A 14643-nucleotide genomic window follows, 5' to 3' on the forward strand; every position below is an offset into this window, starting at 1 on the left:
ACCCACCGCGTTCACTCCTCCCTCCATGAACGAACAACACCTCATCGACCACCTCGACGCCCGCCAGCCGCAGATCGTGGCCTGGCTCAAGGACTTCCTGCGCATCCCGAGCGTGAGCGCCGACCCGGCCTCCGCGCCCGGCATGCACGAGGCGCGGCGCTTCCTCGTCGAGCGGCTGCAGCAGATCGGCCTGACCGGCGTGCGCCTGCTCGACGGCGACGGCGAGCCCGCCGTGTACGGCGAATGGAACGGCGCGCCCGGCCAACCCACGCTGATGGTCTACGGCCACTACGACGTGCAGCCGGCCGATCCCGTCGCGCAATGGCGCACGCCGCCGTTCGAGCCCACGGAGGTGGACGGCAGGCTGTACGGCCGAGGCACCTCCGACGTGAAGGGCTCGACCACCATCGCACTCGAGGTGATCGCCTCGTTCCTCGCGGTGCAGGGCCGGTGCCCGGTGAACATCAAGGTGTTCCTCGAAGGCGAGGAGGAAACGGGCAGCCCCTCGCTGCGAACCCTCGTCGAGCGCCACCGGGCGCTGCTGCAGGCCGATGCGGTGCTGTCAGCCGACGGCGGGCGCGCGAGCGCGCAGGTGCCGACGATCAACACCGGTGCGCGCGGCAACTCGCAGCTCGAGGTGCGGTTGCGCACCGCGCACAAGGACCTGCATTCAGGCCGCTACGGCGGCGGCGTGCGCAACGCGCTGCACGAGATGGCGCGGCTGGTCGCATCGCTGCACCACGCGGATGGCGGCGTGGCGGTCGAAGGCTTCTACGAGGGCGTGCTGCCACTCAGCGCCAGGCAGCGTGCCGATACCGCAGCGTTCCCCTACGACGAAGCCGCGTTCTTTTCTGATGTCGGCGCCAGCGCGCACGGCGAGCCCGAATACACCGCCCGCGAGCGCATCACGCTGCGGCCCGCGCTCGACGTCAACGGCCTGTGGGGCGGCTACACGGGCGGCGGCGGCAAGACCATCGTGCCCTGCGAGGCGCAGGCCAAGCTCACCACGCGCGTGGTCGCGGGGCAGGACCCGCGCGCCGTGATCCACGCGGTGCTGCGCCACCTGCAGCGGCACTGCCCGCCCGGCTGCACGCTCGACGTGGTGGCCCTGAACGACGGCTCGCCCGCCTCCACCCTCGCGCCGGACCACCCGCTGGTGCGCGCAGCCGAAGCGGTGCTCGAACGCGAGAGCGGCCGGCGCCCCGTTCACGTGCGGCTCGGCGCGAGCGTGCCGGTCACGTCGATCTTCAAGGAAATGCTGGGCATCGACACGTTGATGTTCGGCTTCAACCTGCCCGATGAAGACGTGCATGCGCCGAATGAGTTCTTCCGGCTGGCCTCGATCCAGCAAGGGACGCGGGCCTGGACGTTGCTGCTTGCGGAACTGGCGAAGCACCCGCCGGCATCCTTTCATGCCGGCTGACGCCTGACGCGCGTCAGTCCGCGTCTTCCCCACCGCCCGCCTGTGCGGCCAGCGCCGCCGCCGCGCGCAGCTTGTCCTTCTTGCTCGGCCGCGCGCCCTTGATGCCGCCGTTGCCCGAGGTGTCGACCAGCACCGGCGCTGCCTCGGTCGGCTCGAAGCCCGCGATGCGCTCGCGCGGCACGCGCTGGCCCTGGCGCTTCTCGATCAGGCGGAAGTGCGCCTCGGTGGTGGGGCTCACGAAACTGATCGCCAGCCCGCTCGCGCCCGCGCGGCCGGTGCGGCCGATGCGGTGGATGTAGTCGGTGGGCGAACGCGGCAGGTCGTAGTTGATGACCACGGGCAGCTGCGCGATGTCCAGGCCGCGCGCCGCCAGGTCGGTGGCGATCACCACGTCCCAGCGGCTCTGCTTGAACTGCGCCAGGATGTCGCGGCGCGTGCCCTGGGCGATGTCGCCATGGAAGGGCACGGCGTAGATGCCGTTGCGGTACAGCTTCTCGGCCACGGTCTGTGCGGCGTGCTGCGTGGCGACGAACACCAGCACGCGGTCCCAGGTGCCTTCGTTGTCCTTCAGCAGCTGGCGCAGCAGCTGGGTGCGGCGGGCGGCATCGACCTCGATGGCGCGCTGCACGATGTCGGGCCGGGTGCCGGGCTCGCCCTGCACGTCGACCAGGGCCGGGTCGTGCAGCATGTCGTCGGCCAGCGCCTGGATGGCGATCGGGAAGGTGGCCGAAAAGAGCAGGTTCTGGCGCCGCGCCGGCAGCAGCGCCAGGATGCGCTGCAGTTCCTCGGCAAAGCCCAGGTCGAACAGGCGGTCGGCCTCGTCGAGCACGAGCGTCGACACAGCGTCGAGCGCGAGCGCGTTGTGCTCGACCAGGTCGAGCAGCCGGCCGGGCGTGGCGACCACGATGTCGGCGCCGCCGCGCAGCCGCATCATCTGCGGGTTGATCGAGACGCCGCCGACCGCGACGACGATCTTCAGGCGCTCGGGCAGGTGCCGTGCGAAGTCTTCCAGCGTCTCGCCGACCTGGGCCGCGAGTTCGCGCGTGGGCACGAGCACCAGCGCGCGCAGCCGGCGCGACGCCGACGAGGCAGGCTCGGCGGCCAGGCGCTGCAGCAGCGGCAGGGAAAATGCGGCCGTCTTGCCGGAGCCGGTCTGTGCCGAGCCCCGCAGGTCGCGGCCCTGCAAAATGGCAGGGATGGCCGCCGCCTGGATGGCGGTCGGCGCGGCAAAGCCGCTCGCGGCGGCCGCTTGCGCGAGCGCGGGGGTCAGGCCCAGGGTATCGAATGGCATGGAACGGGCACCGGGAAAAAAAGAGAGAGATCGAAAGAAAGACGGATCGAATGGGAACGATGAAGAACAGCCGCACCGGCAGCACGCTGGTGTACTCCACCGAGGCGGGCGGGCGCATGTGCCCCGACTGCGGCGCCCCGATGGCGCAATGCCGCTGCAAGGAACTCGCGAAGGCCCGCACGGCGGCCACGGACGGCATTGTCCGCGTATCGCACGAGACCAAGGGCCGAAAGGGCAAGGGCGTGACCGTGGTCAAGGGCCTGCCGCTCGACGCGGCGGCGCTGGCGGCCGTGGGCAAGCAGCTCAAAGCGGCCTGCGGCACGGGCGGCACGGTGAAGGATGGCACCGTGGAGATCCAGGGCGATCACCGCGAGGTGGTCATCGCCGCCCTCGTGAAGCAGGGCCACACGGTCAAGCGCGCGGGCGGCTGAACAGCGCATGAACCCCGAAGACCTGCAGCGCCTGGTGACGCTCGAAATGCCTTTTGGCAAGCACAAGGGCACGCTGATCGCCGATTTGCCCGGAAATTACCTGACCTGGTTCGCGCGCGAGGGTTTTCCCGCGGGAGAAATTGGCCGGCTGCTCGCTTTGATGCATGAAATAGACCACAACGGCCTGTCCGACCTGCTCAAACCGTTGCGAAACCGCCCGTCGGGTCGGAATGTTTCTCGATAACACAAGATTTCCCCCCTTTTTTAGGAAATCGGGCCGGATAATCCGGCTCACGTGTCTGCGAGCCTCGGCTCCCGTGCACGTAATTTGGTGATCGGTCAGTTTCGCGCCACAGCGCATTAGTTTGTTGTGATTCTGGGACTCCATCGCTTTGTGTTTTTTTGGTTTGAATTAGGAGTCCCTCCATGGGCAAGAAACTTTACGTGGGCAACCTCGCCTACTCCGTGCGTGACAACGACCTGGAACAAGCTTTCGGCGAATTCGGTTCGATCGTCAGCGCCAAGGTCATGATGGAACGTGACACCGGCCGTTCGAAGGGCTTCGGCTTTGTCGAAATGGGCACCGACGCTGAAGCACTCGCTGCAGTCGAAGGCATGAACGGCGCATCGCTGCAGGGCCGCGCCCTGACGGTGAACGAAGCCCGTCCGATGGAAGCACGTCCCCCCCGCACCGGCGGTGGTGGCGGCTACGGCGGTGGTGGCGGCGGCGGCTACGGTGGTGGCGGCGGCGGCGGTTACGGCGGCGGCGGTGGTGGCCGCAGCGGTGGCGGCGGCGGTGGTTACGGCGGCGGCGGCGGTGGCCGCGGCGGCTACTAAGCCCTCCCCCACACACTCATGAGCGCCCCGGCGCTCTGAATGAATAAAAAGCTCCTTCGGGAGCTTTTTTCGTTTCCGGCCCCCACACGATCCCTGCCCCTTCGTGGAACACCGCGGAACCGGCTTTGCCGGGCCGCTGGTGTTGCCCCCGGAGGGGGGTTGGCGTAGCGACACGAAGTGCGCGAAGCCTGGGGGAGAGCCACGCCCACCGGGCCGTTGGCGTTGCCCCCGGAAGGGGGTTGGCGCAGCGACACGAAGTGCGCGAAGCCTGGGGGAGAGCCAAGCCTGGGCTTACCCTGTAAGCATTAGTGCGTACCGCGCTGGTCAGCCCATGGTCAGCCGCTGGCGACGACCCTCGTCCCTTCGAAAACAGAGGGTCGAGACAATGAAAATCAAGAGACAGGCGGACTTCTTCTCAGGAGTCATGTTCGCCGCCGTCGGTGGCGCGTTCGCCATCGGCGCCACCACCTACACCATCGGCGACGGCGCCCGCATGGGGCCGGGGTACTTTCCGCTGATGCTGGGCATCCTGCTGGCGCTGCTGGGCGCGCTGATCATGTTCCAGGCCATGGTGGTCGAGAGCGCCGACGGCGACAAGATCGGCAAATGGGCCTGGAAGCCGCTGGCCTTCGTGCTCGGCGCCAACCTGGCCTTCGGCGTGCTGCTGGGCGGCCTGCCCAGCGTCGGGCTGCCGGCGATGGGCATGATCATCGCGATCTACGCGCTGACGATCATCTCGAGCATGGCCGGCGAGCACTTCAAGCTGCGCGACGTGCTGGTGCTCTCCACCATCCTGGCGGCCGGCAGCTATGTGGCCTTCATCTGGGCGCTCAAGCTCCAGATCCAGGTCTGGCCCACCTTCATTTCGGGTTGAGGAGCACACCGCCATGGAACTGTTCCACAACCTGGCGACCGGCTTCGGCGTCGCCTTCACCTTCACCAACCTGCTGTACTGCCTGGTCGGTTGCATCCTGGGCACGCTGATCGGCGTGCTGCCGGGTATCGGCCCGGTCGCGACGATCGCGATGCTGCTGCCCGCCACGTACGCGCTGCCGCCCGTGTCGGCGCTGATCATGCTGGCCGGCATCTACTACGGCGCCCAGTACGGCGGCTCGACCACGGCCATCCTGGTGAACCTGCCCGGGGAGTCGTCCTCGGTGGTCACCTGTATCGACGGCTACCAGATGGCAAGGCAGGGCCGCGCAGGCCCTGCGCTGGCCGCGGCGGGCCTGGGCTCGTTCTTCGCAGGCTGCGTCGGCACGCTGATCCTGGCCGCCTTCGCGCCGCCGCTGACCGAGCTGGCCTTCAAGTTCGGCCCCGCCGAGTACTTCTCGCTGATGGTGCTGGGCCTGATCGGCGCGGTGGTGCTGGCCTCGGGCTCGCTGCTCAAGGCGGTGGCGATGATCGTGCTGGGCCTGCTGCTGGGCATCGTGGGCACCGACGTGAACTCGGGCGTCGCGCGCTTCAGCTTCGACATTCCCGAGCTCACCGACGGCATCGGCTTCGTGGTGATCGCCATGGGCGTGTTCGGTTACGGCGAAATCATCGGCAACCTCTCGCAGCCCGATGACGAGCGCGAGGTGTTCACGCACAAGGTGAAGGGCCTGTGGCCCACCAAGGACGACTTCAAGCGCATGACGCCGGCCGTGCTGCGCGGCACGGCGCTGGGCTCGGCCCTGGGCATCCTGCCCGGCGGCGGCGCGCTGCTGGCGGCCTTTGCGGCCTATGCGCTGGAGAAGAAGATCAAGATGCGCCCGGGCGAAGTGCCCTTCGGCAAGGGCAACATCCGCGGCGTGGCCTCGCCCGAGTCGGCCAACAACGCCGGCGCGCAGACCTCCTTCATTCCGCTCTTGACGCTGGGCATTCCGCCCAACGCGGTGATGGCGCTGATGGTGGGCGCGATGACGATCCACAACATCCAGCCCGGTCCGCAGGTGATGACCAGCAACCCCGAGCTGTTCTGGGGCCTGATCGCCTCGATGTGGATCGGCAACGCGATGCTGATCATCCTGAACCTGCCGCTGATCGGCATGTGGATCAAGCTGCTGACGGTGCCCTACAAGTTCCTGTTCCCGGCCATCGTGCTGTTCTGCGCGATCGGCGTGTACTCGACCAACAACAACACCTTCGACGTGTGGATGGTGGCGATCTTCGGCTTCATCGGCTACCTGTTCCTGAAGCTGCGCACCGAGCCGGCCCCGCTGCTGCTGGGCTTCATCCTCGGGCCGATGATGGAAGAGAACCTGCGACGCGCGCTGCTGCTGTCGCGCGGTGCGTGGAGCGTGTTCGTCACGCGGCCGCTGTCGGCGGGCCTGCTGATCGCCGCGGCGCTGCTGCTGGCCATCGTGCTGCTGCCGGCGATCAAGGCGAAGCGCGAAGAAGCGTTCGTCGAAGACTGACCTCGGCGCCCCGAGAAAAAGCCCCTGGCCGAACGCCAGGGGCTTTTTCATTTCAGGAACGCGTCGTAAGCCGTCTTCAGGATCAGTGCACTCACCACCACGATGAACACGATCCGCACGAAACCCGCCCCGTGCTTCAGTGCCACGCGCGTACCGACCAGGCTGCCGGCCACGTTGGCCACGGCCATCACCAACCCGTAGTGCCACCAGACGTGGCCCTTGGCGGCCAGCAGGATCAGCGCGGCGGCGTTGGTCAGCGTGTTGATGACCTTGGCCGAGGCCGAGGCGTTGAGGAAGTCGTAGCCCATCCAGCGCACGAACAGGAACACCAGGAAGCTGCCCGTGCCCGGCCCGAAGAAGCCGTCGTAGAAACCGATGGTCAGGCCGATGGTGCTGGCCGCCAGCGTCTCGGCGCGGCCGCTGAAGCGCGGCGCGTGCAGCCGGCCCATGTCCTTGCGCGCCAGCGTGTAGACCAGCACGCCCAGCAGGATGACCGGCAGCGCCCGGCGCAGGAAGTCGCCCGGGAAGACCGTGACGGTCCAGGCGCCGAGCATCGAGCCGCCGAAACCCAGCAGCGCGGCCGGCCACATCGCGCCCCAGCGCATCTGCACCCGCTGGCTGAACTGGGCCGCCGAGGCCGCCGTGCCCCAGATGGACGCGCTCTTGTTGGTGCCCAGCAGCGTGGCGGGCGGCGCGCCCGGAAACACCGCAAAGAGGGCTGGCACCAGGATCAACCCGCCGCCGCCCACGATCGCATCGATAAAACCCGCGAGCAGTGAGGCGCCCGTGACCACCAGCATTTCCATGCGGGCGATTGTCTCACCGGAATCGCTATCGAAACGATAGCTGTGGTGGCCGATACCGGCTGGCCAGGAGGCTTGTTTGGCTTGGAAGAAAGCGCCTGCATTCGCGCTGCGAACAGGCAAAAAAAAAGCGCCGACCAGCGGCGCTTTTCAAATATCAGACAGGCATCTCGTACGGAGCCTTTGAAGAATGTTCTTGTTGATCGATCGGAAGCTTGTCTCCTCGGACCCTCGGCAGTACGAGCAGGGCCCGTCGCGAGTGCGCAGATTGTGCAAGCGCGCACCCGCCCGGTGCATTAGGAATTACCCGCTTCGTGTTACTTCGACCCTCCGGTTGGGAAACCAAAGTGTTTCAGTCAGTTAACAAGATGGCATGACTCGTGCACACAGGCCTCTTGTCCACCACTCCAAGAAGAAACGGTCATGGCCCTGCTGGCACCCCAAGCCTCCCTGAACGCGGCCGACACCGCCTGGATGATGACCTCGACCGCGCTGGTGCTGCTGATGACGCTGCCCGGCATCGCGCTCTTCTATGCCGGCATGGTGCGGCGCAAGAACGTGCTGGCCACCATGGCCGGGGTGGTGGCGATCGCCGCGGTGGTCTCGCTGACCTGGTTCGCGCTCGGCTACTCGCTGGCCTTCACGCCCGGCTGGCCCTGGCTGGGCAAGCTCTCGCGCATCGGCTTCTCGGGCTTCGAGTACCTGAAGGAGGCCGGCCAGGTGGCCGTGAGCCACGTGGCGCCGAACGTGCCGGAGTCGGTCTACGCGATGTTCCAGCTGAGCTTCGCGATCATCACCACCGCGCTGGTGCTCGGCGCCTTTGTCGAGCGCATGCGCTTCTCGGCGCTGCTGTGGTTCGCGCTGCTGTGGAGCCTGCTCGTGTACGCGCCGGTCGCGCACTGGGTGTGGGAGCCGGGCGGCTGGCTCGCGCAGATGGGCGCGCTCGACTTCGCGGGCGGCTCGGTGGTGCACGTCAACGCGGGCATCGCGGGGCTGGTGTGCGCCTATGCGCTCGGGCCGCGCCGGGGCTACGGGCGCGAGGCCTTCGAGCCCTACAGCCTGGCGCTCACCATGACGGGCGCGGGCCTGCTGTGGGTGGGCTGGTTCGGCTTCAATGCCGGCTCGGCGGTGGCGGCCGACGGGCGCGCCGGCCTGGCCATGTTGGTGACGCACATCGCAGCGGCGGCCGGCGCCATGAGCTGGATGATCGGCGAGTGGATCGTGCGCCGCAGCCCGTCGCTCTTGGGCCTGTGCTCCGGCCTCGTGGCCGGGCTGGTGGCGATCACGCCGGCGGCCGGCTTCGTCACGCCGCTGTCGGCGCTGGCCATCGGCGCCATCGCCGGGCTGGCCTGCTACTGGGGCGCCACGGGCCTGAAGCACCTGCTCGGTGCGGACGACTCGCTCGACGTGTTCGGCGTGCACGGCATCGGCGGCATCGTGGGCGCGCTGCTCACGGGCGTGTTCGCCGACCTGCGCATCTCGGGCGCGGCGGGCAATGTGCTGACGCAGGCGATCGCGGTCGCCAGCGTGGCGATCTACAGCGCGGCGGGCACGGCCATCGTGCTGTTCCTGGTGCATGTGCTGGTCGGATTGCGCGTCGACCCCGAGAGTGAACTGGTGGGCCTCGATCTTGCTCAGCATCGTGAACACCTGGGAGCCTGACCACCCGAGGGAGACGCCATGCCATCCATGTCCGAAAGCGAACGCATCGCGCTTGCAGCACGCCTTCACGTGGCACTGCGGCGAAAGCACGGGCGCGTGACCGACACCGAATGGATGGCCACCAACGCCGAGTACGCCGCCGAGATCGTGCGCATGACGCGCCAGCACGCCGCCGAGACGAAGGACGACGAACTCGACCAGCTCGCCACGCGGCTCGAGCAGGCCATGGAACCGCTGGCCCGCGCCGCGCGGCTGGCGGCGCGCCAGCCCGACGGCCTGCCGCCCACACCGCCGCCGCGCTATGTCGGCGGGCTGCGCTGACGATGCCTCAGTTCGCGGCCAGCGCTGCCTTGCGGATCGACGCCAGCGTGCTCGCGGGCGTGATCGCCTCCGGGTCCAGCAGGCAATGCAGGATCGCCGGCTTGCCGCTGGCACGGGCACGCGCCAGTGCGGGGCCGAATTCTTCCGTCGTGGTCACGCGTTCGCCGTGGCCGCCGAACACCTCGGCATAGCCACGGAAGTCGGGGTTCTTCAGCTGCGTGGCGCTGATGCGGCCGGGGTAGTGCTTTTCCTGGTGCATGCGGATCGTGCCGTACATGCCGTTGTCCAGCAGCACCACGAGGATCGGCAGGCCGTACTGCACGGCGGTCGCGAACTCCTGGCCGTGCATCATGAAATCGCCATCGCCCGCGAACACGACCACCTCGCGTTCGGGCCACAGCCGCTTGGCACCGACGCCGGCCGGCAGGCCGTAGCCCATCGAGCCGCTGGTCGGCGCGAGCTGGCTCGCGAACGCGCGAAACGGCCAGAAGCGATGCACCCAGGTCGCGAAGTTGCCCGCGCCGTTGCAGAAGATGGTGTCGGCCGGCAGCACCTCGCGCAGGTGCTGCATGACCTCGCCCATCTGCAGCGGGCCGGGAATGCGGATCGGCACCGGATCGCTCCAGCGCAGAAAGTCTTCGCGCGCGGTCTTCGTCTCGGCCTGCCACACGGGCGGTGACGCCGGACGCAACGCGGACACCGCTTCGGCAAACGCCTGCGGCGTGGCGTGGATGCCCTGCGTCGGGCGATAGAGCTTGCCGAGCTCGTCGGCATCGGCGTGCACATGGACCAGCGCCTGCTTCGGCTGCGGGATCGCGAACAGCTCATAGCCTTGCGACGGCACTTCCGACAGACGCCCGCCCACCAGCAGCACGAGGTCCGCATCGCGGATGCGCGCCAGCATGCGCGGGTTCGCGCCGAGCCCCAGGTCGCCCGCATAGCTGGGGTGCTCGGCGGACATCAGCATCTGGCGGCGGAAGGAGCAGTACACGGGCAGCGCGTAGGCCTCGGCGAACTTCGCGAACTGCTGCGTCGCGGCTTCGGACCAGCGGCTGCCGCCCAGGATGACGACCGGTCGCTGCGCCTGCGACAGGCGCTGCTGCAGCTCGGCGATCTGCGCCGCGCCCGGATGCGTTTCGGTGACGGCATACGGCAGCGCATCGGCCACCACGGCGGCTTCGGTCAACATGTCTTCGGGCAGCGCGATCACCACCGGCCCAGGCCGGCCCGAGGTCGCGACATGGAAGGCGCGCGACACGAGTTCGGGCACGCGCGCCGGATCGTCGATCTGCACGACCCACTTGGCCATCGTGCCGAAGACCGCGCCGTAGTCCAGCTCCTGGAAGGCTTCGCGGCCCATCGCGTCGCGTGCGACCTGGCCGACGAACAGCAGAAGCGGCGTCGAATCCTGGTGCGCGATGTGCACGCCTGCCGCCGCATTGGTGGCGCCGGGGCCGCGCGTGACGAAGCAGATGCCGGGCTGGCCCGTGAGCTTGCCTTGCGCCTCGGCCATCATCGTGGCGCCGCCTTCCTGCCGGCACACCGTCACGTCGATCGATGCGTCGTGCAGCGCGTCGAGCACGGCCAGGAAGCTTTCGCCGGGCACGCAGAAGAGCTGCTTGACGCCGTGGGTGATGAGCTGGTCGACCAGGATCTGGCCGCCGGTGCGGGAGGAAGTCATGAGGGTTCCAGTGGAATGAAGAGGAAAGGTCAGGAAAGCGCGGCGCAGGCGGCGGCGATGCGCGCGCACGCCTCTTCGAGTTGCGCCATCGACGTCGCATACGAGATGCGGAAATACGGCGCGAGCCCGAACACGCTGCCCGGCACCACCGCCACCTCGAAGTCCTGCAGCAGGTAGCGGCAGAAGTCGCTGTCGGTCTGCAGCAGCGCGCCTGCGGCGGTGCGCTTGCCGAGCACGCCCGCGCAGCTCGCGAAGGTGTAGAAGGCGCCTTCGGGCACGCGGCAGTGCAGGCCTGGCGTGCGGTTGAGCGCGGCCACGACGACATCGCGGCGCTGTTGAAAGGATACGCAGCGCTCGGCCACGATGCCCTGCGGGCCGGTGAGCGCCTCGATCGCCGCGGCCTGGCTCACCGACGAGGGGCACGAGGTCGACTGGCTCTGCACCACGGCCATCGCCGCGATCAGCGCGCGCGGTCCCGCGCCGTAGCCGACGCGCCAGCCAGTCATCGCATAGGCCTTCGACACGCCGTTCACCGTCAGCGTGCGTTCGCGCAGCCGCGGCTCCACGGCCACCGGCGTTGCGAACGCGAGGCCGTCGTAGAGGATGTGTTCGTAGATGTCGTCCGCCAGCACCCAGACGTGAGGGTGATCGAGCAGCACGTCGGTGATCGGCTTCAGTTGGGCCGCGCTGTAGGCCGCGCCGCTCGGGTTCGACGGCGAGTTGAGAAACAGCCAGCGCGTGCGCGGCGTGATGACCGCCTGCAGCTGCGTCGCGGTCAGGCGAAAGCCGTTCTCCTCGCCGCACGCCACCGACACCGGCACGCCGCCGCAGATCTGCACGATGTCCGCGTACGAAGTCCAGTACGGCGCGGGCAGGATCACTTCATCGCCCGGGTTCAGGCTCGCCATCAGCGCATTGAAGATCACCTGCTTGGCGCCCGCGCTCACGCTGATCTCGTCGAGCGCGAAGTCCAGCGCGTTGTCGCGCTTGAACTTCAGCTGCACCGCCGCCTTCATCGCCGGGCTGCCGTCGAGCACCGTGTAGCGCGTGTCGCCGCGCGCAATGGCCTGCGAGGCCGCATGCCGGATGTTCTCGGGCGTGTCGAAGTCGGGCTCGCCCGCGCCCAGCACGATCACCGGGCGGCCGGCGCGCTTGAGCGCCTGCGCATGGTCGGTGATGCGCAGGATCTCCGAGACCTGGATGGCGCGCACACGTTGCGCCGGCGAGAACACGGCGGCGTCTGTCACTTGGCGTAGGCTTCCAGCGGCTTGTCGTTGGGTTCGAGCACGAGCTGCTTGAGCGCGGGGCTCATCGGCAGGTTGAGGCTGGTGTTCTTCGGCGGGATCGCGGCCACGAACCACTTGGTGTAGATCTTCTCGAGCTCGCCGCTCTTCATGAGCTTGCGCAGCGAGTCGTCGACCGCCGCCTTGAAGGCCGGGTCGTCCTTGCGGAACAGCAGCGCGATCGGCTCGGAGCCCAGCGCCTCGCCGGTGATGCGGTAGGCCGTGGGGTTCTTCGAGTTCGCGATGATGCCGGCGAGCAGGTTGTCGTCGAGCACGAAGGCATCGGCGCGGCCCGACTCCATGAGCAGGAAGCTCTCCAGGTGGTCCTTGCCGAGCATGGTGTTGTACGAGACGTTCTGCGCGCGCTCGCGCTTGCGCAGCAGCTGCACGGCGGTCGTGCCGGTCGAGGCCGACACGTTGCGGCCCGCGAGCTGGTCGAGCGTGGTGATGCCCGAGTCGACCTTGGTCGCCATGCGCACTTCGCTCACGTACGTGGTGAGCGCGAAGGCCACCTGCTGCTGGCGCGCGGTGTTGTTGGTGGTGGGGCCGCAGCCGATGTCCAGCGTGCCGTTCTGCACGAGCGGGATGGTGTTCTGCGCGGTCACGGCCATGTACTCGAGCTTGGCGTTTGGCGTGATGTCCTTGAGCACGCGCTCGCAGAGCTCGACGTGGTAGCCCACGTACTTCTCGCCCGCGCCCAGCATGTAGGCCATGGGCGGCGAGGCTTCACGCACGCCGAGCACGACCTTGCCGCTCGCCTTGATCTTGTCGAGCGTGCCGCCCGTGGGCGCCTGCTGCGCGGTGGCGGTGGTGCCGAAAGCGAGCGCAAGCAGCGCGGCGGTGGCGAGGGTCTTCAGTTGCATCTTCATCTTCTCTGTCTCCTGGTAGTTCTAGGGGGATATGCGCGACCGCTGCCCTGCCGCTGCAGCGAAGTGCTGCGCGGCGAGAACAACAGGCCGGGGTGGGTCAGTCGCCGATGTCGAAGGTCACGCCTTGAGCCAAGGGCAATGCCGTCGAGTAGTTGATGGTGTTGGTCGCGCGGCGCATGTAGGCCTTCCAGCTGTCCGAGCCCGCTTCGCGCCCGCCGCCGGTTTCCTTCTCGCCACCGAAGGCGCCGCCGATCTCGGCGCCGCTCGGGCCGATGTTGACGTTGGCGATGCCGCAGTCCGAACCCGCGCTGGACATGAAGCGCTCGGCCTCGCGCACATTGAGCGTGAAGATCGACGACGACAGGCCCGCGCCCACCGCGTTGTGCCATTCGATGGCTTCGTCGAGCGAGCTGTAGCGCACCACATAGAGGATGGGCGCGAAGGTCTCGCGCAGCACCGGGCCGGCGTGCGACTTCAGTTCGACCAGCGCGGGGCGCACATAGAACGCGTCCTGCGTGCCGATGCCCTCGACGCGCTGGCCCCCGTGCACCGTGGCGCCGGTCTCGCAGCTTTCGTTCAGGGCCTTCTGCATGCCGTCGAAGGCGGCGCGGTCGATCAGCGGACCGACCAGCGTGCCGGCCTCGCGCGGGTCGCCCACCTGCACGTTGCCGTAGACCTTCACGAGCTTGGGCACCAGCTGGTCGTACACGCTCTCGTGCACGAACAGGCGCCGCAGCGTGGTGCAGCGCTGGCCCGCCGTGCCCATGGCCGCGAAGGCGATGCCGCGCAGCGTGAGGTCCAGGTCGGCCGAGGGCGTGACGATGGCGGCGTTGTTGCCGCCCAGTTCGAGGATGGCGCGGGCGAAGCGCGCCGCCAGCTTCGGGCCGACCTGCCGGCCCATCGCCGTGGAGCCGGTGGCCGAGAGGATCGGCACGCGGGGGTCGTCGACCAGCACTTCGCCGATGTCGCGCGGGCCCAGCAGCAGGCCGAGCAGGCCTTCGGGCGCGTCGCCGAAGCGTTCGATGGCGCGCTGCGCGATGGCGTGCACGGCCAGCGCGGTGAGCGGCGTTTTCTCTGAAGGCTTCCACACCACCGGATCGCCGCACACCAGCGCGAGCGCCGCATTCCACGACCACACGGCCACGGGAAAGTTGAAGGCCGAGATCACGCCGCACACGCCCAGCGGGTGCCAGGTTTCCATCATCCGGTGCTCGGCACGCTCGGTGGCCAGCGTGAGGCCGTAGAGCTGGCGCGAGAGGCCGACCGCGAAGTCGCAGATGTCGATCATTTCCTGCACCTCGCCCGCGCCTTCGGACGGAATCTTGCCGGCCTCCAGCGTGACGAGGCGGCCCAGGTCGCGCTTGGCGGCGCGCAGCTCTTCGCCCAGCAGGCGCACCAGCTCGCCGCGGCGCGGCGCCGGCACCAGGCGCCAGGCCTTGAAGGCCTCGTGCGCGCGGCCGATGGCGCCGGTGGCTTCCACGGCCGTGGTCTGCGGCACCTGCGCGATCACCTCGCCGCTGACCGGCGAGCGCACCGTGAGGTCGCCGCGGGTGTGGGCGGTGCGGGGCACGCCCAGGCGATGCAGCAGTTGGTCGACCTCGGCGGGGAGGGACACGGGGGTCTGGGCTTCTGGCATGGACGCT

General features: G+C 68.7%; 14 protein-coding genes. 8 read left to right on the forward strand and 6 right to left on the reverse strand.

The features are described from left to right. Nucleotides 1–25 precede the first annotated feature (25 nt). The gene (locus tag VHAB30_RS24125) at nucleotides 26–1423 is read left to right on the forward strand and encodes a dipeptidase (protein WP_159278841.1); all 1398 of its coding nucleotides are present in this window, start codon (nucleotides 26–28) and stop codon (nucleotides 1421–1423) included. A gap of 13 nt (nucleotides 1424–1436) precedes the next feature. Here VHAB30_RS24125 and VHAB30_RS24130 read toward each other — a convergent pair whose 3' ends face one another. Further along, the gene (locus tag VHAB30_RS24130; RefSeq protein WP_159278842.1) at nucleotides 1437–2714 is read right to left on the reverse strand and encodes a DEAD/DEAH box helicase; all 1278 of its coding nucleotides are present in this window, start codon (nucleotides 2712–2714) and stop codon (nucleotides 1437–1439) included. Between the two features lie 50 nt (nucleotides 2715–2764). Here VHAB30_RS24130 and VHAB30_RS24135 point away from each other — a divergent pair, with 50 nt between their 5' ends. From VHAB30_RS24135 to VHAB30_RS24155, 5 genes are all read left to right on the forward strand, one after another. After that, nucleotides 2765–3145, forward strand: coding sequence for a translation initiation factor Sui1 (locus VHAB30_RS24135; protein ID WP_062472780.1), 381 nt, complete (start codon nucleotides 2765–2767; stop codon nucleotides 3143–3145). Between the two features lie 7 nt (nucleotides 3146–3152). Continuing rightward, nucleotides 3153–3389, forward strand: coding sequence for a DUF3820 family protein (locus VHAB30_RS24140; RefSeq protein WP_056584018.1), 237 nt, complete (start codon nucleotides 3153–3155; stop codon nucleotides 3387–3389). A 182-nt stretch (nucleotides 3390–3571) separates the two neighbouring features. Continuing rightward, nucleotides 3572–3982 carry an RNA recognition motif domain-containing protein gene (locus VHAB30_RS24145; RefSeq protein WP_159278843.1) on the forward strand — a complete coding sequence of 137 codons (411 nt, stop codon included), beginning with the start codon at nucleotides 3572–3574 and terminating at the stop codon, nucleotides 3980–3982. Nucleotides 3983–4367: 385 nt separating this feature from the next. After that, on the forward strand, nucleotides 4368–4856 hold the full coding sequence (locus VHAB30_RS24150; RefSeq protein WP_070063464.1) for a tripartite tricarboxylate transporter TctB family protein: 489 nt from the start codon (nucleotides 4368–4370) through the stop codon (nucleotides 4854–4856). Nucleotides 4857–4869: 13 nt separating this feature from the next. Continuing rightward, nucleotides 4870–6381 (forward strand): tripartite tricarboxylate transporter permease, encoded by a 1512-nt coding sequence (locus VHAB30_RS24155; protein ID WP_062472774.1) that lies wholly within the window; start codon nucleotides 4870–4872, stop codon nucleotides 6379–6381. Nucleotides 6382–6428: 47 nt separating this feature from the next. On the opposite strand, the gene VHAB30_RS24160 is transcribed toward VHAB30_RS24155, so the two are convergent. Beyond that, nucleotides 6429–7187 (reverse strand): sulfite exporter TauE/SafE family protein, encoded by a 759-nt coding sequence (locus VHAB30_RS24160; RefSeq protein ID WP_070063465.1) that lies wholly within the window; start codon nucleotides 7185–7187, stop codon nucleotides 6429–6431. A gap of 420 nt (nucleotides 7188–7607) precedes the next feature. Here VHAB30_RS24160 and VHAB30_RS24165 point away from each other — a divergent pair, with 420 nt between their 5' ends. Then, nucleotides 7608–8846: an ammonium transporter gene (locus VHAB30_RS24165; RefSeq protein WP_159278844.1), complete on the forward strand. Its 1239-nt coding sequence runs from the start codon at nucleotides 7608–7610 to the stop codon at nucleotides 8844–8846. An 18-nt stretch (nucleotides 8847–8864) separates the two neighbouring features. Continuing rightward, nucleotides 8865–9167 carry a hypothetical protein gene (locus VHAB30_RS24170; protein ID WP_082818034.1) on the forward strand — a complete coding sequence of 101 codons (303 nt, stop codon included), beginning with the start codon at nucleotides 8865–8867 and terminating at the stop codon, nucleotides 9165–9167. 7 nt (nucleotides 9168–9174) lie between these two features. On the opposite strand, the gene VHAB30_RS24175 is transcribed toward VHAB30_RS24170, so the two are convergent. The 4 genes from VHAB30_RS24175 to amaB all read right to left on the reverse strand — a co-directional run bounded on the left by VHAB30_RS24175 (nucleotide 9175) and on the right by amaB (nucleotide 14636). Next, nucleotides 9175–10848, reverse strand: a complete 1674-nt coding sequence (locus tag VHAB30_RS24175; RefSeq protein WP_159278845.1) for a thiamine pyrophosphate-binding protein — start codon at nucleotides 10846–10848, stop codon at nucleotides 9175–9177. Between the two features lie 29 nt (nucleotides 10849–10877). Further along, nucleotides 10878–12095, reverse strand: coding sequence for a pyridoxal phosphate-dependent aminotransferase (locus tag VHAB30_RS24180; protein ID WP_159278846.1), 1218 nt, complete (start codon nucleotides 12093–12095; stop codon nucleotides 10878–10880). After that, complete coding sequence (locus tag VHAB30_RS24185) at nucleotides 12092–13000, reverse strand: amino acid ABC transporter substrate-binding protein (RefSeq protein WP_062472764.1); 909 nt, start codon at nucleotides 12998–13000, stop codon at nucleotides 12092–12094. Before VHAB30_RS24185 ends, VHAB30_RS24180 begins: the two co-directional genes overlap by 4 nt. A gap of 97 nt (nucleotides 13001–13097) precedes the next feature. Continuing rightward, on the reverse strand, nucleotides 13098–14636 hold the full coding sequence (amaB, locus tag VHAB30_RS24190; protein WP_159278847.1) for an L-piperidine-6-carboxylate dehydrogenase: 1539 nt from the start codon (nucleotides 14634–14636) through the stop codon (nucleotides 13098–13100). Nucleotides 14637–14643: the final 7 nt, after the last annotated feature.

The sequence above is a fragment of the Variovorax boronicumulans genome, from assembly GCF_009811375.1.
Lineage (GTDB): Bacteria > Pseudomonadota > Gammaproteobacteria > Burkholderiales > Burkholderiaceae_C > Variovorax > Variovorax boronicumulans.

What these genes read in the sequence shown, in the direction of transcription:
- VHAB30_RS24125 (WP_159278841.1), top strand. Translation starts at nt 26, where the DNA reads ATGAACGAACAACACCTCATCGACCACCTCGACGCCCGCCAGCCGCAG.
- VHAB30_RS24130 (WP_159278842.1), bottom strand. Translation starts at nt 2,714, where the DNA reads ATGCCATTCGATACCCTGGGCCTGACCCCCGCGCTCGCGCAAGCGGCC.
- VHAB30_RS24135 (WP_062472780.1), top strand. Translation starts at nt 2,765, where the DNA reads ATGGGAACGATGAAGAACAGCCGCACCGGCAGCACGCTGGTGTACTCC.
- VHAB30_RS24140 (WP_056584018.1), top strand. Translation starts at nt 3,153, where the DNA reads ATGAACCCCGAAGACCTGCAGCGCCTGGTGACGCTCGAAATGCCTTTT.
- VHAB30_RS24145 (WP_159278843.1), top strand. Translation starts at nt 3,572, where the DNA reads ATGGGCAAGAAACTTTACGTGGGCAACCTCGCCTACTCCGTGCGTGAC.
- VHAB30_RS24150 (WP_070063464.1), top strand. Translation starts at nt 4,368, where the DNA reads ATGAAAATCAAGAGACAGGCGGACTTCTTCTCAGGAGTCATGTTCGCC.
- VHAB30_RS24155 (WP_062472774.1), top strand. Translation starts at nt 4,870, where the DNA reads ATGGAACTGTTCCACAACCTGGCGACCGGCTTCGGCGTCGCCTTCACC.
- VHAB30_RS24160 (WP_070063465.1), bottom strand. Translation starts at nt 7,187, where the DNA reads ATGGAAATGCTGGTGGTCACGGGCGCCTCACTGCTCGCGGGTTTTATC.
- VHAB30_RS24165 (WP_159278844.1), top strand. Translation starts at nt 7,608, where the DNA reads ATGGCCCTGCTGGCACCCCAAGCCTCCCTGAACGCGGCCGACACCGCC.
- VHAB30_RS24170 (WP_082818034.1), top strand. Translation starts at nt 8,865, where the DNA reads ATGCCATCCATGTCCGAAAGCGAACGCATCGCGCTTGCAGCACGCCTT.
- VHAB30_RS24175 (WP_159278845.1), bottom strand. Translation starts at nt 10,848, where the DNA reads ATGACTTCCTCCCGCACCGGCGGCCAGATCCTGGTCGACCAGCTCATC.
- VHAB30_RS24185 (WP_062472764.1), bottom strand. Translation starts at nt 13,000, where the DNA reads ATGAAGATGCAACTGAAGACCCTCGCCACCGCCGCGCTGCTTGCGCTC.
- amaB (WP_159278847.1), bottom strand. Translation starts at nt 14,636, where the DNA reads ATGCCAGAAGCCCAGACCCCCGTGTCCCTCCCCGCCGAGGTCGACCAA.